The following is a 19,052-nucleotide window of genomic DNA, read 5'->3' on the forward strand; positions in this document are numbered from 1 at the left end:
AGGACCGACATGACCACTTCCCCCCTCCCCGGTACCATCCGCCACGACGAGATCGTGCCCGCCCGCGCACCCTGGATGCACCGCGTCGCCGCCGCTGAAACGCTGCGCATCGTCGATCTCGAAGGCAATCAGGCGGTCGACTTCCTGATGTACGCCGCCGCCGATGACGCCGAGCGGTACAGTGCGCAGGACACGATCGCGGCGCAGCGCAACCTGTTCCTGCGTGAGGGCGCGGTGCTGCTGTCGAACGAAGGTCGGCCGATGATGACGATCACCGGCACCAGCGTCGCCTATCACGACACCATCGGTGGGGCCTGCTCGTGCGAGTCCAATACCTTGCGCTACGGCCACCATACGAAGGCGCAGCATAGCTGCGTCGACAATTTCCTCGACGCCAATATCCGCGCCGGCCGCGGCAAGCGCGACATGGTGTCGAACATCAACTTCTTCATGAACGTGCCGGTCGAGGCGGACGGCACGCTCGGCATCGTCGACGGCATTTCCGCGCCCGGGCTCACGGTCGACCTGCGCGCGGAAATGGACGTCATCGTGGTCGTGTCCAACTGCCCCCAAATCAACAACCCCTGCAACGGCTTCAACCCGACGCCTGTGCGCATGCAGGTTTCGGCGTGATGTTCAAAAAGGTCCTGATCGCCAACCGCGGCGCGATCGCCTGCCGCATCATCCGCACGCTGAAGACGATGGGCGTCGGCTCCGTCGCGGTGTTCAGCGACGCCGATGCCGGCTCCGCGCACGTCGCCCAGGCGGACGAGGCGGTCCGGATCGGCCCCGCCCCGGCTGCGGAAAGCTATCTAAACGTCGAGGCGATCCTCGCGGCTGCCGAAGCGACCGGTGCCGAGGCGATCCACCCCGGCTACGGCTTCCTGTCCGAGAACACCGCGTTCGCCGAGGCGTGCGCCGCGCGCGGCATCGCGTTCATCGGTCCGACCCCCGACAACATCCGCGCCTTCGGGCTGAAGCACACCGCGCGCGACCTCGCCGCCGCGCAGGGCGTGCCGCTCGCGCCCGGCACCGACCTGCTCCGCGATGAAACCGCGGCGATCGAGGCGGCAGCCGGGATCAGCTATCCAGTCATCCTCAAGGCAACCGCAGGCGGCGGCGGCATCGGCATGAAGGTCTGCGCCGACGAGGCCGATATCCGCGAGGGCTTCGCCACAGTAGCCCGCCTCGGCGCAGGCAATTTCGGCGACGGTGGCGTGTTCCTCGAACGCTACGTCGCCCGCGCGCGGCATATCGAGGTACAGGTGTTCGGCGATGGTGCAGGTCACGTCGTCGCGCTCGGCGAGCGGGACTGCTCGTTGCAGCGTCGCAACCAGAAAGTCGTCGAGGAAACCCCGGCCCCGCTGCTCCCCGCCGCGACACGCCAAGCGCTGATCGACGCCGCCGTCCGGCTCACCGCCGCCGCCGATTACCGGTCCGCGGGCACGGTCGAGTTCCTCTACGACGCCGAACGCGACGACTTCTTCTTCCTCGAGGTCAACACCCGGCTCCAGGTCGAGCACGGCGTCACCGAACAGGTCACCGGTGTCGACCTCGTCGAATGGATGGTGCGCGGCGCAGCAAACGACTTCGCCTTCCTCGACGGGTTCGAGGTGAAGCCCGTCGGCGCGTCGATCCAGGTCCGCCTCTATGCCGAGGATCCCGCGCAGGATTACCGCCCCAGTTCGGGCCGGCTGGTCGGCGTATCCTTCCCGGAAGGTCCCCGCGTCGACAGCTGGATCGCCGCCGGGACCGAGGTATCGAGCTGGTACGATCCGATGCTCGCCAAGCTGATCGTCACCGCCCCCACCCGCGACGCCGCGGTACAGGCGATGCAGGACGCGCTCGACGCCACGTCGATCGCCGGGATCGAGACCAACCTCGACTGGCTCCGCACCGTCGTACGCTCGACAGCCTTCACCAGCGGCAAGGTCTCCACGCGCGCGCTCGCCGACATCGCCTACACCCCGCGGTCGATCCGCGTGCTGGCAGGCGGCGCCTCCACCACGGTCCAGGATTACCCCGGCCGGCTCGGCCTGTGGGACGTCGGCGTACCGCCCTCGGGACCGATGGACGCACTCGCGTTTCGCCTCGGCAACCGACTGCTCGGCAACGCGGAGGACACGGCGGGACTGGAGATCACCGCTGCCGGGCCGACATTGCTCTTCAACGTCGCGACCCGGATCTGCCTGACCGGCGCCGATTTCGGTGCGGTCGTCGATGGCACGCCAGTGTCGTCCTACGAGCCGATCGACATCGCAGCAGGCCAGATCCTCAAGATCGGCCGCGTCACCGGCGGTGGCATGCGCGGCTATATCGCGATCACCGGCGGACTGGACGTGCCGCTGTTCCTCGGCAGCCGCAGCGCCTTCACGCTGGGCGAGTTCGGTGGCCACGCCGGGCGCGCCGTGATGACCGGCGACACGCTGCATCTGTCCCGAACCGATCCGCCCGACGCGCCAGCAGCAACGCTCGGGATCGCCGATCGCCCGGCGATCACCCGCGAATGGACGCTCGCCGTTCTCTACGGTCCGCACGGCGCACCCGACTTCTTCACACCCGACGACATCGCGATGCTGCGCAGCACGGCGTGGAAGGTGCACTACAACTCCAACCGCACCGGCATCCGCCTGCTCGGCCCCAAGCCGCAATGGGCGCGCAAGGACGGCGGCGAGGCGGGGCTTCACCCGTCGAACATCCACGACAATGCCTATGCGATCGGTGCGGTCGACTTCACCGGCGACATGCCGATCATCCTCGGCCCGGACGGTCCCTCGCTCGGCGGCTTCGTCTGTCCGTTCGTGGTCGCGCAGGCGGACCTTTGGAAGGTCGGGCAGCTCGCACCGGGCGACAGCGTCCGCTTCGCACCGATCGACAATGCGACGGCGGTAGCGGCCGAGCAGGCGCAGGACCGGCTCGTCGCCACGCTGGCAGCGCCGCCCATGCCGGTGCAGGCGGGCGACCATCTCGGCTCGCCGATCCTGCGATCGATCGAAGCACAAGGCGTACGCCCGGCGGTAACCTACCGCCAGCAGGGCGACCGCAACCTGCTGGTCGAATACGGCCCGATCATGCTCGATCTCGAACTCCGGCTCCGCGTTCACGCGCTGATGCTCGAAGTCGAAAAGGCTGCGCTCACCGGCATCATCGACGTGACCCCGGGCATCCGCTCGCTCCAGATCCATTACGACAGCCGCCAGCTTTCGCAGGCTGCGCTGCTCGATGCGCTCGCCGCGGCCGAGGAGCGGCTCGGCGGCCTCGACGATTTCGAGATCCCCTCGCGGGTCGTCTATCTGCCGTTGTCGTGGAAAGACCCGGCGATCTACCAGACGATCGACAAGTACATGGAATCGGTCCGCGACGATGCGCCGTGGTGCCCCGACAATATCGAGTTCATCCGCCGCGTGAACGGGCTCGACAGCATAGACGACGTGCAGCGGATCGTGTTCGATGCCGAGTATCTCGTGATGGGGCTCGGCGACGTTTATCTCGGCGCGCCGGTCGCAACCCCGATCGATCCGCGCCACCGCCTCGTGACCACGAAATACAATCCCGCGCGCACCTGGACCCCGCCCAACGTGGTCGGCATCGGCGGCGCATACATGTGCATTTACGGCATGGAAGGACCCGGCGGCTACCAGCTGTTCGGCCGCACCATCCAGGTGTGGAACGCGTGGCGCCAGACCGACGCGTTCCGCGACGGCAAGCCCTGGCTATTGCGCTTCTTCGACCGCATCCGCTTCTTCCCGGTTAGCCACGATGAACTGACCGAGTGGCGCCGCGACTTCCCGCTCGGCCGGCGCGCGATTCGCATTGAGGAGGAGGTGTTCCGCCTCTCCGAATACCGTGGCTTCCTCGCCGACAACGCGCCGTCGATCACCGCATTCCAGGCGCAGCGCCAGGCGGCGTTCGACGAGGAGCGTGCCGACTGGGAGCGCAACGGCGAGTTCGACCGGGTCGCGGCATTGACCGAGGAAGCCGGCGCCGGCGCCGCCACCGCAGAGATCGACCTGCCCGAAGGCTGCGAACTGGTGGAGGCCCCGTTTGGCGGCAGCCTGTGGAAACTGCTGGTCACCGTTGGGGCCGAAGTAACGGAAGGCGACACCATCGGCATCATCGAGGCGATGAAGATGGAATCGCCCGTGATCAGCCCGGTCACGGGTACGATACGGCGCATCTACGTCCAGGAACGGCAACCGCTCTCACCCGGCGGCGCAATGCTCGCTGTGGAGGTGGCATGATGGACGGGCCGTTCGAAGTCGGTGCGATCGCCGCCGCCGTCGCATCAGGGCGCACCGATGCGGTCAGCGTGGCCCAAGCCGCGCTCACACGCATCGAAGCCTACGCCGTGATCCAGCCCGCGGTGTGGATTACGCGCATCGCCGACGCCGATGTCCTGGAATACGCACGCCGCGTCGACGCACGGATCGCCGCAGGAGAGGTGCTGCCGCTCGCCGGCGTGCCGTTCGCGATCAAGGACAATATCGATCTCGCCGGCGTGCCGACCACCGCCGCGTGCCCCGATTTCGCCTATACGCCGTCCGTGTCGGCGGAGGTCGTCGAGAGGCTGATCGCCGCAGGCGCAATCCCGATGGGCAAGACAAACCTCGACCAGTTCGCGACCGGGCTCAACGGCACCCGCAGTCCCTACGGCGCGCCCGCCTGCGTGTTCAATCGTGCCTATGTCAGCGGCGGATCCAGCTCCGGCTCGGCAGTCGCGGTCGCGGCCGGACTGGTCGCGTTCGCGCTCGGGACCGACACCGCAGGATCGGGTCGCGTCCCCGCCGCGTTCAACGGCCTGATCGGCATGAAACCGACAAAGGGCCGCTGGAGCACGACCGGCTTGGTACCCGCGTGCCGCACGATCGACTGCATCACCGTGCTCGCGCACTCGACAGCGGACGCCCGCGCGATCGACACAGTGCTGGCAGGCTTCGACCCCGCCGATCCCTATTCCCGCCCATGCGAGGACCGCCCCGTCGCCACCCGTCGGATCGGCGTCCCCGCGCCGGACCAGCGTATCTTCCTCGGCGATGCCACCGCCGCCCGCCTTTACGAACAGGCGCTGGCAACACTTGCCGCGGGCGGTGCGGAACTGGTCGAGGTAGACATGGCGCCGCTCCGCGAGGCAGCAATGCTGCTCTACGGTGGCCCCTGGGTGGCGGAACGCACCGCCGCAGCCCTGCCGCTGCTCGATACGCACCCCGAGGCGATCGACCCGACCGTGCGCTCGATCATGGAATCAGGACGTTCCGTCAGCGGCGTAGACGTGTTCGAAGGCCAGTATCGGCTCGCGGCGCTTCAGCGGATCGCCGACGCGATGTGGCAGGAGATCGATCTGCTCGCGCTGCCGACGACGCCGACGATCTACCGGATCGCCGAGATGCGCACGGCACCGATCGCGCTCAACAGCAACCTCGGGCTCTACACCAATTTCGTCAACCTGCTCGACATGGCCGCTCTCGCCCTTCCCGTCGGCTGGCGCGACAACGGGACCGGCTTCGGCATCACGCTGATCGCGCCAGCCTGGACCGACCAGGGCCTGCTCGACGCGGGGGAGGCCTATCTCGCCGCCGCCGCACTCCCACCACCCCCGCCACTCAACATCGAGGATAGTATGGAAACCGTGAAACTCGCCGTCGTCGGCGCGCATCTCGAAGGCATGCCGCTCCACTGGCAGCTTACCTCCCGCGAGGCGCGGCTGGTCAGTGCCACAACTACCGCGCCAACCTATCGACTGTACGCGATGGCCAATTCCACACCGCCCAAGCCTGCGCTGATCCATGTCGGCGAAGACGACGGCGCCGCGATCGCGGTCGAAGTCTACGAACTCGACGTCGCCGCCTTCGGCAGCTTCGTCGTGGAAGTCCCGGCGCCACTTGCGATCGGCTCGGTGACGCTCGCCGACGGATCGATCGTCAAGGGCTTCGTCGCCGAGCCACGCGCGATCGTCGGCGCCGAGGACATCACCGCGCTCGGCGGCTGGCGCGCCTATATCGACACGCTCTCACGTCCAAGCGGATCATGACCCCGGCGAACGCATCCCATGTGGCAACCCTGGCCGAGCTTCAGCGCGCCAAGGTCACGGCCGAAGCCGCCAACGAGGCGAAGACCCGCTACCTCGTCGCGGTCAGCCATGAGATCCGTTCGCCCCTCAACGTCATCTACGGCTACGCGCAGTTGCTGGAGCGCGACGACACGCTGTCGGGCGCAGAGGTCGGGACGATCATCCGTCGCTCAGCCGAGCATGTGACCAATCTCGTCGAAGGGCTGCTCGAAATCTCGCGGATCGAGAGCGGCGTCCTGACGATCCGCTCGGACCTCATCGACATACGCGGGCTGCTCGACCACATCGTCGACATGTTCCGGATGCAGGCCGCCGCCAAGGGCCTGACGCTGACGCTCGACATCGACGACCGACTGCCCGCGCAGGTCAAGGCGGATGAAAAGCGCCTGCGCCAAATCCTCATCAACCTCGTCTCCAACGCGATCAAATACACCCAGTCGGGCAGCGTCGCCGTCAAGGTCCGCTACCGCAGCCAGGTCGCCGATATCGAGGTCCGCGATACCGGCATCGGCATTGCCGCGAGCGACCTGGACCGCGTGTTCGAACCGTTCGAGCGCGGCAACTCGGCGGAGGCGCAAAGTCAGCCAGGCATCGGGCTAGGCCTCGCCATCACGCGCGTACTTGCCAGCGTGCTCGGCGGCGACATCGCCGTGGAAAGCACGCCGGGAGTCGGAAGCAGTTTCCGCTTCCGCATCATGCTGCCCGCCCCGATGGTCCCATCGCGCGCTACCGTGCAGGGTGCGAGGATCACCGGCTATGCGGGACCGCCGCGAACCGTCCTCGTGATCGACGACGATCCTGCACAGCGTGCCATCCTCCAGGCGCTGCTCGCTGCGTTGGGTTTCGTCGTGCATACCGCCGCGAATGGAACGGAGGGGGTCCTGCTGGCCGAGCGTACGCCCGCCGATATCGTCTTGCTCGACATCCAGATGCCGGGGATGAGCGGATGGGACGTCGCGGCCCATCTGCGCACGACGCACGGCGCGGCGCTGCGGATCGTGATGGTGTCCGCCGACGTCCATGAACTCCACATCGGTGGCGAGAGCCGCAGCAACCACGATGCGTTCGTGACCAAGCCGGTCGAACTCGACGCGCTGATCTCGCTGATCGGCACACAGCTCGATCTGCGCTGGGACGAGGCAGCATTGCCCGACCTACCCGACACGCCAGCAGACCTGCCCCCCTTACCGGCGGCAGCCTTGCCCTTCCTTGATCGCTTGCGGAACCTCGCGAAGATCGGTCACGTCCGCGGCCTGGAAAGCGCACTCGATACGTTCGAGCAGACGATACCGACCGCCGCCCCCTTGGTCGCGGTGCTCCGGCGCCAGTCGAGCGACCTCGATCTCGCCTCACTCCAGAAGACGCTCGACGATGCAGCGCGTTGAACCCGCAGAGGCGGCACGGCCGGTCATCCTGGTCGTCGACGACACGCCCGAGGCGTTGCGGTTCCTGACCACGACCATAGAGAGCGCCGGGATGACCGTCCTGATCGCCATCGACGGGCTCGCCGCGCTCGCGCTGTTAAAGAACATCACGCCCGACCTGATCCTGATGGATGCGGTGATGCCCAATCTCGACGGGTTCGAGACGACCCTGCGGATCAAGGCAATTCCGGCGTTCCAGCATCTGCCGATCATCTTCATGACTGGGCTGACCGAGACCGAGCATGTCGTCCGCGGGCTCAACGCCGGCGGCATCGACTTCGTCAGCAAGCCGATCGTGATCGAGGAACTGCTGGCGCGCATCCGGGTTCACCTGGCCACCGCGCGCGTCGCGCATGGCAGCCAACTCGCGCTCGACATGAGCGGCCGGCCCGCGCTGGCCGTGGACGGGAGCGGCGAACCCCAATGGCTGACCCCGGCCGCTAGCGCGATGCTCGAACGCCTGTTCCCCGGTTGGTCCTGCGCATCCGGCGGACTACCCGAACCTTTCCTCACAGCGCTCCGCCTGTTGCAGGCAAGCCCGCCGATGCCGGGCGCGCGCGTCACCGTCGCCGCCGGCGACCGCACGCTCGAAGCGGGCCTGTTGCGCAACACCGCCGCGGACCAATGGGTGTTCCGCCTGACCGAGCGTCACGAAGGCGAGGAACAGGCGATGCTGGCCGCCCAGCACGGCCTCACCTCGCGCGAGGCGGAGGTCCTGCTCTGGATCAGTCGCGGCAAGCAGAACCGCGAGGTGAGCGAAATCCTGGAGATCAGTCCGCGTACCGTGAACAAGCATCTCGAACAGATCTTCGAGAAGATGGGCGTGGAGAACCGCGCGTCCGCGACGGCGATCGCCGTCACCACGCTGACCCGATAGATCGAGTGAGCACGCGCATGATCCGGCCCGCGAACCCAGCCGCCCGCGCCGCTCCGATCCGCGCAGCACTCGCGCGTGGCGACAACGAGGACGCGCTTGCCGCCGCAACCCGCTGGCGCACGGAGGCGCCAGATGCAGCCGAAGCACATTTCCTCGCCGGGATCAGCGCGGCCACGCTCGGCAAAATACGCAACGCGATCGACCTGATCGAGACAGCCGTCAAGCTTGACCGGTGCGGCGAATACCAAGCCCAACTCGCACGCCTCTACACCCTCGTCCGGCGGGATGCGGACGCCGCATCAGCGCTAGCCGCCGCCGAGCTGTCGCCCCCGACCGACGCGCTCGGGCGCGACACGATGGGCTGCGTGTACGCACGGCTGGGCGATCATGCCGCATCGCTTACCCACTTCGCCGAAGCCGTGCGACGAGCGCCCGCCAACACCGCGTTCCGTTACAACCAGGCCGCAGCGCTGAGCTTCCTCGGCCGACAGGACGAAGCGGAACGGGCACTGGAAGCCCTGCTCACGCTGGCCCCGACCGATGCCCGCGCGCACCATCTACTGGCCGGTTTGCGCCGCCAGACACCGGACCGCAACCACGTCGGCCGACTCTCGACGGTCCGAAAGGCGACGCGGTCACCGCACGATCGCCTGCTGCTGGGCTATGCGCTCGCCAAGGAGATCGACGACCTCGCCGACCCGCACGCCGCGTTCGCCGTCCTCACCGAAACCAATGCCGAGCACCGCGCCACCCTGCCGTATCGCGTCGCCGACGACGCGGCCAATTTCGATGCGGTCGAAGCCTGCTGGCCGACAATCGCCAAGGCGCAGGTGTCCGATCCGCCCCAGGCGTCCCCCATCTTCATCATCGGCATGCCGCGCACGGGCACCACGCTGGTCGACCGCATCCTGTCGTCGCACCCCGATGTCGAGAGCGCCGGCGAACTCCAGGCCATGCCGCTCGCCGTCAAAGGCGCCGCAGGAACACGCAGCCGAACCGTGCTCGATCCCGAGACGATCCGCGCCGCCGCCAGCGCAGACCTCGGCGCGATCGGCCGCGACTATCTCGCGCGCGCCACATCCCACGTCTCCGGTACGAAACCGCGCGTCGTCGACAAATTCCCCGGCAATTTTCTCTATGTCGGCATGATCGCGCGCGCACTGCCCAACGCGACGATCGTCTGCCTTCGCCGCAACCCGTTGGACACGATCCTCGCCAACTTCCGCAACCTGTTCGCAATCGGATCGCCCTATTACGATTATAGCTACGACCTGCTCGACATCGCCGCCTATTACCAGCGCTTCGACCGCATGATGGCGCTGTGGCGCGAGGTGCTGCCCGGCCGCGTGCTCGAACTCCAGTATGAATCTCTCGTCGACAACCAGCGCGAGGAAACCGCCCGCCTGCTCGACCATTGCGGGCTGGAATGGTCGGACGCCTGCCTCGATTTCCATACAAACGCCGCGCCGGTCTCGACACCTAGCGCCGCGCAGGTCCGCCGGCCGCTCTACCGGGACTCGATCGATCGCTGGCGTCTCCACGCTGACGCACTGGCGCCAGCGCGCGACTTCCTGGAGCGCCACGGAATCACCGTCGACTAGCCGCCCGCGTACGTCATTCGCACACCTGCGACGCAAGCCGTCCCGCACTAACGTCACAGCGCAGGGCGGTCGCATTCACCGCCAACCCAACCAGGTACGATCCGATGCAGAAAATGCTTCTGAGCTACGTGCAGCCCGTGATGGTCGCGGCCATCATCCTGTTCTGGGCATTCGGCCCGGCGGACTGGATCAGCAGCCCCTGGTCGATCGTGGTCGCGACCCTGATGACGACCGCGCTGATCCAGGCGCTGGAGTGGGTCAACGAGCGGCATTCGAGCTGGCGCCTGACCAGGCAGGAGTTCTTCACAGACGTCTTCTACGTGGTGCTCAGCTACACCGTGATCGCCTGGGCGACGAAGACCTTCGCCGACGAGCCGATGATGGCCGCCAAACGCGCGCTCGGCATCGCGACGCCATGGGCGATGCACCTGCCGTTCGTGCTGCAAGTCGCGCTGGTCGTCGTCTTGATCGAGTTCGGGCAATATTGGCTGCACCGCCTGATGCACAACCAGTCGTTCTTCTGGTCGACGCATGCGCCGCATCATCACCTGACGCAGCTCAACGCGATGAAGGGTGCGGTCGGCAATCCGCTTGAACTGTTCCTGATCAGGCTCAGCGTGATCGCGTTGCTCGACCTGCCGCAGGCCGCGATCTTCTGCGCGCTCAACATCCTCGCGGTGGTCTCCACCTTCGCGCATGCCAACACTCGGTTCGATCCGCCACGCTGGTACGCGTTCGTCTTCACCACGATCCAGAACCACAGCCTGCATCATTCGGTGGCCTATGAGGACACGCGCTGCAATTACGGCAATTCGCTGATCCTGCTCGATCGCATCTTCGGCACGTATCGCAGCGGTGAGGCCGAACTGGTGGGCCAGGACCAGCGCCGACGGCTGTCGATCCCGGAACAGTTCCTGTTTCCGGCACGCCCGCTAATCGACCGGATCAGCGCGCGGCGAAGCCGTTCGGACACCGAAATGACGGCCTGATCGATATGACGAAACGAATACGGGGGCTAAGCAGGGTTTGAAAAAGACAGCGACGACGAAATGGGCCGCGGCGGTGTTCGGCATTGGGATGGCCGTGACGCCGGCAGTCGCCGCCGGCCCGATCGAGCAGGTTATCCCCGTGCCGGGCTTCGCGGACTTCCTCGCGGTCGATGGCAAGACGGTTTGGGCGACGAACAGCGGCCGCGTCGAGCGCTGGTCGCGCAAGAGCAAGCGCGCGGAAGTCCCGATGGCCCATCCCTGCGGCGCGATGGCGATTGCGTTCAAGTCGCTATGGGTCGCGGACTGCAAGGATTTCACGCTCACCCGGATCGACCTGAAGACCGCGAAGATCACCGCCGTTATTGCGACCGGGATCGCCAATCCGAAGGGCGAACTCAACGTCGTCGCCGGCGCCGGATCGATCTGGGTGTCAAGCGACGCGAAGGGCGTGATCGCGCGCGTCGACCCAACCACCAACGCCGTCACCGCGTCGATCCCGACCAATCCCGACAGCTATTATTTGACCTTCGGCATGGGGGCGCTCTGGGCCGTCAGTGGCACGCAGCAGACCCTGCAGAAGATCGATCCGGCTACCAATAGCGTCGTCGCCACCACGCCATTGGGTCGCGAGCCCGGCTTCCTGGCGGCAGGCGAAGGAGCGATATGGGTCCAGGAACAGGGTGACGGCACCGTCGCACGGATCGATCCGGCAACCGCCGCGGTCTCGGGCCGGGTCAAGGTGGACGAGACGCTGAAATACGGCGACATCGACACCGGCGGCGGCAAGGTGTGGCTCCGCACCACCGCCGGGCAGACCTTCGTGGTGATCGATCCCACTTCGCTCGCCATCACCGCACGCATGGGTGCCCCCGCCGGCAGCGGCGCGTTGCGCTACACGCGCGCTGGCATCTGGACCACGGCGCATGACGCGCACACGATGTCGTGGTGGCGCAAACCCAAAACGATCGGGAACTGAGCTACCGCATCATGATCGCCGCATTCTGAACGTCAAACCGGCTTGGGCGCGACCGGATAGACGATGAAGTCCTGGTGGCGATCAATCTCCGCCGGCGACTTCACCGCGGCGATTGCCTTCTCCAGTTCGTCGATCGCCGACGGCGGCAGCGCCAGGCCGTGTTCGGACGGATGGGCGGCTGCTTCCATCGGATAGTCCTTCCCGGGAGTCGTCGTCATCTCGATATGCGCGCCGAGCAGCGCACGCACCGGATGGGTTTTGGCGAAGCCCGCCAGCCGAACCGCGCTCGCGCGAAACACGTCGAACCGATCGCGCGGAACATAGAGCCTGCCGGGATACAGCATGTCGCCCGAGAACATCAGACGCGTCCGCGCGTCATAGATCATGATGTGCGCAGGCTCGTGCCCCGGGGTCGGCACGATATCGAGAACGCGGTGCCCCAGATCGTACCGGCCAACCCCGTTCGGCCAGTCGCGGATGCCGAAAAAGGTCGCAACCTGCTGCGGCTGAAGCCCGACCAGTTCTGTATCCAGTCGGTCGCGAAATTCTTCGTCACCGCCATGATGATCGCCGTGCGAGTGCGAGTGCGCGACGATCAGCCGAACCGGCCGACCGCCGTGACGCGCACGCCAGTCGGCGATCACCCGGTCCACGGTCGGGCGGATCTTCAGTCCGCCCGCACCGCTGTCGATCAACAGTACGCGATCGGTACCGAACAGCAGATAGAGGAAGGGTGCCTCGAAATTGGTCCTGACGGACTGACGGATGACGAACGTATCGGCGTCGATCCGCTGCACCTGCGTCTCGGATTCGCCGGGCGTGGTGCCATCGATCCAATGGGTAAACTGCGGCGCCCTACTGGTGGCAGCCGCGCCGATCTACATCATCGCCACGCAGACCAGCGCACTCGCGCGAAGGAGGGCACGGCCTTTGGCGCGTATCGGGACCGTATTTTTCATGCGCAAAGCGTAGGCGCCGCAATCCAGCCAGCCATACGCCATTTAACGGAGCGCAACCGGAGCGCGAACCGATCCGGCCGCACCCCGGTCAAACGGTCAGCGCAACGCCAGCTGCATGCCACGCGCGGAATCACGCGACGCCGTTGCCTCAGCGATCCGCGTCCGCATGTCGGCGATCACGTCCTCACGACATCCCCGCGCCTGTGCGCCGAGCGTCAGGTGAATCGAACTCAACCCCTCGCCGCACACCGCGTTCGCGACGTTGTCCATACGGATTGCGAGACGCTGCTGTCCCTCGACGCTAACAAGATCGATCCCGGTGAGATTGAGGACGGCGCTGTCGGCCGAAAAGGGATTTCCGCCGGGTGCGGCAATGGCAGGCGTCGCCATCAGAATTGCGGCACATGCCGCTAGGCCAATCTTCATCATCATCTCCTGCGTTAGCGGGCCTATCGCTCTCCGGCGATCAGGTGAAGATAATGTAAGACTGCCCCGGCACGATCACAAGCGCGCGACAATTACGGGAGCATTAGCGGGCGCTGATGATCAGCGAGGCGATTTCGGTGCGGGATCCCAGCGATCCCGGCGGCAGCATGACCGTCTCGACCCGCTCCGCGACCTCGTCGGGATCGACGAGGGTCACGCGCACCGCATAATTCCGGGCGATCGGCCAGGCGCGCGCGACATCCAGCGGCACCGTCGCCTGCCATGCGCGGTCGCCCTCGACGGCGAGGTCGCGCTCTCCGATCCTGACGACCATGTCCGCCCGCGCGCGATAGCCCGACAGCCGCAAGCAGCTGTTTTCGCCGCAAGATACCAGTCGCGCCCACGTTTGCCGCGCCGCCTGCGCCGGCGCGATCATGGTCAGCGCGCAAACCAGACTGAGCGCCATGCGTACCGCGCGCGAGGTGACGTAACGAACCATGGCGACCGGATACCGCTCCGCGCCCGCGCGCGGCATGCGCCGTTTGACGTAGGTCGTTGCCGCGCCCCGGTCCGCACGCGCGACGGGCTTACGTCAAACGCCCCATGTTGGTCCGCCGATAATATCCACACTCTGCCCATAAGCGATTGGCCCCGAGCGAGGCGCCGACGCCCACAGGAAGAACACGGAGAGGCGATAGCGTTTTACGTACCAAGGGGGCTTAAATGGCAGGACGATTCTCGCGCGCGGGTTTATTGTGCGTGACGGCGCTGGCAAGCGTGGCCGGCGTTCCGGCGCTGGCACAGGATGCTCCACAGGCGCCGGCCGCGTCCACCGCGGGGCAAACCGCAGAGTCCGACCCCAACGAGATCATCGTGACCGGTAGCCGTCGACGGACCACGTTGCAGGACGCGCCGATCAATATCAGCGCGATCTCCGCCGAGACGATCCAGTCGCAGCGGCTCGACGATGTTCGCTCGCTCGCCTCCTTCGTCCCGGGCGTCACCGTCGCCGATACCGGGCCGGGATCGACCGGTGGCATCATCCTGCGCGGCATTTCGTCGGGCGATACCAGCGTGTTCGGCGCCAATGCCGGCAATTCGGTCGGCGTGTACCTCGGAGAGGTTCCACTCTACCTTGATTTCAAGCTGATCGACGTCAATCGGGTCGAAGTGCTGCAGGGGCCGCAGGGCACGCTGTACGGGCTCGGCACGCTGGCCGGCGCGGTGCGCTACATTCCCAATCGCCCGGAGACGGACCGCTTTTCGATCGACGTCCATGGCCGCGGCTATGCGCAGTCACATTCGGACGATTTCGGCGGGGTCGGCGACGTCGCGATCAACGTGCCGGTCGTCAGGGATCACATCGCCTTCCGCACATCGACCGGCTATTACGACAATGCCGGCTTCATCGATTACAACTACCTGCTGCAACAGCCCGGCGTCTCCGATCCGCAACCGGGCCGCGCCACCGCGACCTCGACCGGTTCGCTCGGCACGACCGCCGACTATTCGGCCAATTTCAAGCGCAAGGAGGATTTGAACTACGAGCACACCTTCACCACGCGCAACCAGTTGCTGCTGGAATACAACCCCAACATCAAGGCGTACCTGACCTACGCGCACCAGACGACCAAGACCGGCGGGCGCCAGGCCAATGGCGCCGGCGTGCTGGGTACCGGCAAGTACGAAGCGCCGTTCCGCTATCTCGAGCCCGTCGATCGCAGCGCCGACCTGTTCTCGGCCGAGTTCAATATCAACCTCGGCAGCATCGCCCAGCTCGTCAGCACCACCGCCTATACCAAACAGCATATCAGCAGCGTCGACGACAACACCGATCTATTGCTCGATCTGGACTATGGCTACGAAGCGTTCCCCGCCTTCTCGTCCTACGCCAACAACGAACGCAAATATAAGCAGTTCAACCAGGAGGTGCGCCTCGTCTCCACGCATGGTGGCCCGCTCAGCTGGGTGATCGGCGGATTCTACAACCGCCAGAAATACGCAAGCGACCGGCACGAATATACGCCGGGCTTTTCGGACTTTGCCGGCGCCGGGCGGCCCGACGACCTCGAATATGTCTCGAAGCTCAACAGCAAGAATGTCGAGAAGGCGCTCTACGGCGAAGCCTCGCTTCACCTGACCGACGCGTGGCAGGTGACGGGCGGCATCCGCTACTTCAAGTACGACGCGACCATCGTCGGCGGGTCGGCACTGCCGCTGATCGGCGTGGGTATCGGCGCGTTTCCGTCCACGACGATCAACGCGGACCGGTTCAAGCCCGGCTCGACCGGCAAGGACGGCATCGTCTGGAAGGCGAACACCTCGTACAAGTTCAGCGATAATTTGCTCGCCTATGCCACCTATTCGACGGGCTACCGCGTCGGCGGCGTCAACCAGGTCATCGCCTGCACGCAGGCGGACCTGGACAGGGCCGCAGCGGGTGGGCAGGTGCTGTGCGCGCTGCCCAACGAGGTGGGCTACGGTCCCGATCGCACTCGCAACGCGGAACTGGGCGTCCGCGCCAGCCTCTTCGACAAGCGGCTCCTGCTCACGCTGGACGGCTATCACGTCAAATGGTCGGGCGTGCAGGTGCCGAGCCAGACGGTCAACGGCGCGATCGGGATCACCGTCAATGGGGCCGAGGCGGTGTCGCAGGGCTTCGACTTCCAGGGCACCGTCAAGATCACGCCGAACCTCGCGCTGACGGGCACCTATTCCTATGTCGACGCTCATCTCACGGAGGATGTCACCGGGCTGGTGGTGAGCCAGGGAGTCCGCTCCGATGCCTTCAAAGGAGACCGCCTGCCGGGGTCGGCCAAGAACTCGGGCAGCGCGCAGCTCAACTACAGCTACCCGCTGGGCGACGGCCGCAAGATCGAGGCAACCTGGGCGACCATCTACCGCGGCGAGATCTATTCGCGGGTCGGCCTGCGCGGCAATGGCGAGGCGATCCCCGGCTATGTGACGCACAGCGCGTCGTTGACCTACGTCACCAAGCCGTTCGAAGTCGGGCTGTTCGTGGACAACATCTTCGACAAATATGCGGTGACGGCGATCAGCAACGACATATCGTCCTATAACCAGGTCCGCACCGACGTGGTCGAACGCTATTATTCACGCGGCGTGCTGACGCCCCGCCGGGTGGGCGTGGAGTTCAGATTCCACTATTGATCACCACCTAGGCACGCCCCGTTCTGTGTGCCCTAGGATTCGATCTAGCGACCGTTTGCACTTCGTCCGATAAGCGCGCGGTCGCTGAACTCCGTCGATTGGCCCACGAACGCCAGCCACGAACGTTTTTCTGACAACCGTATCTATCCCGCCGGCTCCCGGCTCGCGGTGCAGTACGCTTACCCTTGGGATAAGACATGGCCGATCTGATTGTAACGACGCGCGAAGGACAGACCCGAACGTTGGCAGCCACTGCCGGACTATCCGTAATGGAAGTTATTCGCGAGGGCGGCGTTGACGAACTACTTGCGCTCTGCGGCGGCAGCTTGTCCTGTGGTACTTGTCACGTCATCGTCGATCCGGCACAGATAGGGCAATTGGCCCAGGTCACTGATGATGAAAAAATTCTTCTGGACGAGCTAGATGGCCGCACAGCAACCTCCCGATTGTCCTGCCAGATACCCTTCCGCGAAACACTGAACGGACTCCGTGTGACAATTCCAATCTGAAGGCAGGTGTATAGTACCGGCATCGTGTCGATCGGATCGACGCTGAAACTATCCGGTTCTGACGTCTAGTTTTTTGGAGATGTATTCGTAACACGTGATTCTACTGGACGTCTGGGTCAACGGGCAAAATATGCTCCATGAAGTCTGCGAGTTGCACCCTCAACTACTCCTGAATCTTGTAACGGAGCGTTTGACGGTCACCTCCTTACTTGTGCGGTGCATCCGCTCGACCTGCGCGTTGGTGGTCCACGGGGCGTTCGGCCGAGTAAGCCTGTGCTCAATGTCATTTGCCTCGCAGATCGTGTCGAAGCGCATCTATTGTCGGTCAGAATCTTGCGAATCCGGTACGCCGCCGCTTCGGATAGGTATTCAGGAAAAATCTGAACGCGCCGTTCGCCTGTCAGCCTTGCTGAAGCGCCTTAATCCAGAATTAGAGACTGTAGGCGTTCGATCCTAATACGCAGCGTGAACGGGTTTTCGCTTCGGTGGCCAACCGCCTCGACCCAACCAGTCCGCCCACCACCACCGACAGAATTTTGAATTCACTGCTCCGCATCATAGATAAGCCTCTATTTATCTGACTTCGCAACTCGAAAGCGCCCGATCCGCAACCTACCAGAAATCAGCCGACTCGCTCTCTCCCTGATCATGTGAACGAACGGCAGCTTATCGAAGGTACCGGCCCGAAAGCAGACGGGCCGCTTTCCACCAGTTTTGCCGTAAATGCAGACAGTCCGCATGCACCTTTATTATGCTGTTTACGGTCAAAACTGTACGTTTATCCGGCTTCGGGACCTGCTGCCAGAACGCGGTGCTGTTCTCCATTGAAGAAGCATCTTTCACCTGCAGAAGGCGGGCATTTTGGCCGAATGACCTTAGCCAACCGGTCGTAAATGCCCCTGCCGCCCCCGCGACGTTTATGATAAAAGGCGTCATGCTCAAGACAAGAATGAAGCGGGTCGCCGATCGCGGCGATCACGCCGTGCGGCGCTTTGCCGAGATCGAAGCCTCGATCTCGGGCCTTTCCAACGAGGATCTGCTCGATTTGGCCGACATCTTTCAAGCCAAGCCCCGCTCACCAATCGGGGATATGGCATTTGTTGAAATGGCGCGGCGGAATATCAGTCTTTAGAGACCGGTCGGGAACGAATTAGCAGGATCATGGGACTACCAAGGAGCATCGGCTGCCCCAAGGATCTTCCGCAATTTTGCATGATCATCAACGGAGCGACGACATAACGATGGTAGCGATTGGTACCCGGATCAATGAGATAGGCACCTTAGTCCGCGATGGTGGAGCCTTCTATCTTCGCCGCGATGTCGGTGGCCGCTACGAGCTGGAATTGCATCGAACCCCCGTTGACCTGGTAGAGAAGCGCGTCCGGCTCATCGGCACATTGGTTGGCCCGGATCTGGTGAACACTGACGGCGTTGCACCAGCTAGTTGGCTGGACATTTGTCTCGTTCAGTCGTCAGCCACTGGCCGCGATTCTGATTCAACCTGACTCATTGGCGTTGCGCACAAACCACGAGCGGGCATCATCCATGCCATGGAACAGCGGATCATTCATGCCTGCGGTCATGAGCAGGCTCATCATCTCACCGGCTTTGAAAGCCAGCAGGAACGTAAGGCCAAGTGGCTGAAGACGACTACCTGTCGTGACTGCTTCGTTGCGGAGAAGCGGGCTGAGGAGGTAGCTGCGGCAGCGTTAAGCAGCGCCGCTGTATCACACCTTGTTCTTCCGCCGCTGACTGGGACTGATCGGCAAATCAGCTGGGCGTCGACGATCAGGACCAAGCGGCTCGCAGCGCTAACAATTTCCAACAGCGACGCCGGCTGTTATGCTTGCCTCCAGGTCACCGACGCCAAATGGTGGATCGATTGCCGCGATCTGACGGACGTCGATTTGATGGCGGCAGCAACGAAGACGTCGGGCATCCAAAACGTCACGGCAGTGACGGCGTCGATCACCGACATGCCTCGGACGGCGTGATCATCTAGCTGACGCCGTCGCACGACCAGCCTTGCAGAAACGGTGCCATTGATAGCACG

Annotated in this window: 16 protein-coding genes and 1 pseudogene; 13 read left to right on the forward strand and 4 right to left on the reverse strand. The window is 64.9% G+C overall.

Translation table 11 applies throughout. The features are described 5' to 3' along the window. Window positions 1-9 precede the first annotated feature (9 nt). The 8 genes from AC1MH0_RS21020 to AC1MH0_RS21055 all read left to right on the forward strand — a co-directional run bounded on the left by AC1MH0_RS21020 (window position 10) and on the right by AC1MH0_RS21055 (window position 11,934). Complete coding sequence (locus AC1MH0_RS21020) at window positions 10-633, forward strand: urea amidolyase associated protein UAAP2 (RefSeq protein ID WP_480966107.1); 624 nt, start codon at window positions 10-12, stop codon at window positions 631-633. Continuing rightward, window positions 633-4,241, forward strand: a complete 3,609-nt coding sequence (gene uca, locus AC1MH0_RS21025) for an urea carboxylase (protein WP_480966131.1) — start codon at window positions 633-635, stop codon at window positions 4,239-4,241. Before AC1MH0_RS21020 ends, uca begins: the two co-directional genes overlap by 1 nt. After that, window positions 4,241-6,028 (forward strand): allophanate hydrolase, encoded by a 1,788-nt coding sequence (gene atzF, locus AC1MH0_RS21030; protein WP_480966132.1) that lies wholly within the window; start codon window positions 4,241-4,243, stop codon window positions 6,026-6,028. Before uca ends, atzF begins: the two co-directional genes overlap by 1 nt. 20 nt (window positions 6,029-6,048) lie before the next feature. Further along, complete coding sequence (locus tag AC1MH0_RS21035) at window positions 6,049-7,452, forward strand: ATP-binding response regulator (RefSeq protein ID WP_480966108.1); 1,404 nt, start codon at window positions 6,049-6,051, stop codon at window positions 7,450-7,452. Then, window positions 7,439-8,368 carry a response regulator gene (locus AC1MH0_RS21040; protein WP_480966109.1) on the forward strand — a complete coding sequence of 310 codons (930 nt, stop codon included), beginning with the start codon at window positions 7,439-7,441 and terminating at the stop codon, window positions 8,366-8,368. Before AC1MH0_RS21035 ends, AC1MH0_RS21040 begins: the two co-directional genes overlap by 14 nt. A gap of 17 nt (window positions 8,369-8,385) precedes the next feature. Then, on the forward strand, window positions 8,386-9,969 hold the full coding sequence (locus tag AC1MH0_RS21045; protein ID WP_480966110.1) for a sulfotransferase family protein: 1,584 nt from the start codon (window positions 8,386-8,388) through the stop codon (window positions 9,967-9,969). Between the two features lie 104 nt (window positions 9,970-10,073). After that, window positions 10,074-10,958 (forward strand): sterol desaturase family protein, encoded by an 885-nt coding sequence (locus AC1MH0_RS21050; RefSeq protein ID WP_480966111.1) that lies wholly within the window; start codon window positions 10,074-10,076, stop codon window positions 10,956-10,958. An 88-nt stretch (window positions 10,959-11,046) separates the two neighbouring features. After that, window positions 11,047-11,934 (forward strand): Vgb family protein, encoded by an 888-nt coding sequence (locus tag AC1MH0_RS21055; protein ID WP_480966133.1) that lies wholly within the window; start codon window positions 11,047-11,049, stop codon window positions 11,932-11,934. A 32-nt stretch (window positions 11,935-11,966) separates the two neighbouring features. Here AC1MH0_RS21055 and AC1MH0_RS21060 read toward each other — a convergent pair whose 3' ends face one another. The 3 genes from AC1MH0_RS21060 to AC1MH0_RS21070 all read right to left on the reverse strand — a co-directional run bounded on the left by AC1MH0_RS21060 (window position 11,967) and on the right by AC1MH0_RS21070 (window position 13,854). Beyond that, window positions 11,967-12,731, reverse strand: a complete 765-nt coding sequence (locus AC1MH0_RS21060; RefSeq protein WP_480966112.1) for an MBL fold metallo-hydrolase — start codon at window positions 12,729-12,731, stop codon at window positions 11,967-11,969. Window positions 12,732-12,989: 258 nt separating this feature from the next. Further along, window positions 12,990-13,319: a UrcA family protein gene (locus tag AC1MH0_RS21065; RefSeq protein ID WP_480966113.1), complete on the reverse strand. Its 330-nt coding sequence runs from the start codon at window positions 13,317-13,319 to the stop codon at window positions 12,990-12,992. Between the two features lie 103 nt (window positions 13,320-13,422). Further along, complete coding sequence (locus AC1MH0_RS21070; RefSeq protein WP_480966114.1) at window positions 13,423-13,854, reverse strand: hypothetical protein; 432 nt, start codon at window positions 13,852-13,854, stop codon at window positions 13,423-13,425. Window positions 13,855-14,078: 224 nt separating this feature from the next. On the opposite strand from AC1MH0_RS21070, the gene AC1MH0_RS21075 reads away from it, so the two are divergent. Together AC1MH0_RS21075 and AC1MH0_RS21080 are read left to right on the forward strand one after the other, a co-directional pair. Continuing rightward, a complete protein-coding gene (locus AC1MH0_RS21075; RefSeq protein ID WP_480966115.1) occupies window positions 14,079-16,490 on the forward strand; it encodes a TonB-dependent receptor in 2,412 nt (803 codons plus the stop codon). Between the two features lie 197 nt (window positions 16,491-16,687). Further along, window positions 16,688-16,999 carry a 2Fe-2S iron-sulfur cluster-binding protein gene (locus AC1MH0_RS21080; RefSeq protein WP_480966116.1) on the forward strand — a complete coding sequence of 104 codons (312 nt, stop codon included), beginning with the start codon at window positions 16,688-16,690 and terminating at the stop codon, window positions 16,997-16,999. A gap of 186 nt (window positions 17,000-17,185) precedes the next feature. Here AC1MH0_RS21080 and AC1MH0_RS21085 read toward each other — a convergent pair. After that, window positions 17,186-17,290 (reverse strand): annotated as a pseudogene (locus AC1MH0_RS21085) (IS481 family transposase); the annotation flags it as partial. 460 nt (window positions 17,291-17,750) lie between these two features. Between AC1MH0_RS21085 and AC1MH0_RS21090 the strand changes: the two are divergent. From AC1MH0_RS21090 to AC1MH0_RS21100, 3 genes are all read left to right on the forward strand, one after another. Further along, window positions 17,751-18,131: a hypothetical protein gene (locus tag AC1MH0_RS21090; RefSeq protein WP_480966117.1), complete on the forward strand. Its 381-nt coding sequence runs from the start codon at window positions 17,751-17,753 to the stop codon at window positions 18,129-18,131. 109 nt (window positions 18,132-18,240) lie between these two features. Next, the gene (locus AC1MH0_RS21095) at window positions 18,241-18,504 is read left to right on the forward strand and encodes a DUF5818 domain-containing protein (protein ID WP_480966118.1); all 264 of its coding nucleotides are present in this window, start codon (window positions 18,241-18,243) and stop codon (window positions 18,502-18,504) included. Window positions 18,505-18,549: 45 nt separating this feature from the next. Continuing rightward, the gene (locus AC1MH0_RS21100; RefSeq protein ID WP_480966119.1) at window positions 18,550-18,993 is read left to right on the forward strand and encodes a hypothetical protein; all 444 of its coding nucleotides are present in this window, start codon (window positions 18,550-18,552) and stop codon (window positions 18,991-18,993) included. Window positions 18,994-19,052: the final 59 nt, after the last annotated feature.

The sequence above is a fragment of the Sphingomonas sp. AP28 genome, assembly GCF_056680455.1.

What these genes read in the sequence shown, in the direction of transcription:
- AC1MH0_RS21100 (WP_480966119.1), top strand. Translation starts at nt 18,550, where the DNA reads ATGGAACAGCGGATCATTCATGCCTGCGGTCATGAGCAGGCTCATCAT.
- uca (WP_480966131.1), top strand. Translation starts at nt 633, where the DNA reads ATGTTCAAAAAGGTCCTGATCGCCAACCGCGGCGCGATCGCCTGCCGC.
- atzF (WP_480966132.1), top strand. Translation starts at nt 4,241, where the DNA reads ATGGACGGGCCGTTCGAAGTCGGTGCGATCGCCGCCGCCGTCGCATCA.
- AC1MH0_RS21045 (WP_480966110.1), top strand. Translation starts at nt 8,386, where the DNA reads ATGATCCGGCCCGCGAACCCAGCCGCCCGCGCCGCTCCGATCCGCGCA.
- AC1MH0_RS21095 (WP_480966118.1), top strand. Translation starts at nt 18,241, where the DNA reads ATGGTAGCGATTGGTACCCGGATCAATGAGATAGGCACCTTAGTCCGC.
- AC1MH0_RS21065 (WP_480966113.1), bottom strand. Translation starts at nt 13,319, where the DNA reads ATGAAGATTGGCCTAGCGGCATGTGCCGCAATTCTGATGGCGACGCCT.
- AC1MH0_RS21040 (WP_480966109.1), top strand. Translation starts at nt 7,439, where the DNA reads ATGCAGCGCGTTGAACCCGCAGAGGCGGCACGGCCGGTCATCCTGGTC.
- AC1MH0_RS21090 (WP_480966117.1), top strand. Translation starts at nt 17,751, where the DNA reads ATGCTGTTTACGGTCAAAACTGTACGTTTATCCGGCTTCGGGACCTGC.
- AC1MH0_RS21050 (WP_480966111.1), top strand. Translation starts at nt 10,074, where the DNA reads ATGCAGAAAATGCTTCTGAGCTACGTGCAGCCCGTGATGGTCGCGGCC.
- AC1MH0_RS21055 (WP_480966133.1), top strand. Translation starts at nt 11,047, where the DNA reads ATGGCCGTGACGCCGGCAGTCGCCGCCGGCCCGATCGAGCAGGTTATC.
- AC1MH0_RS21020 (WP_480966107.1), top strand. Translation starts at nt 10, where the DNA reads ATGACCACTTCCCCCCTCCCCGGTACCATCCGCCACGACGAGATCGTG.
- AC1MH0_RS21070 (WP_480966114.1), bottom strand. Translation starts at nt 13,854, where the DNA reads ATGCCGCGCGCGGGCGCGGAGCGGTATCCGGTCGCCATGGTTCGTTAC.
- AC1MH0_RS21080 (WP_480966116.1), top strand. Translation starts at nt 16,688, where the DNA reads ATGGCCGATCTGATTGTAACGACGCGCGAAGGACAGACCCGAACGTTG.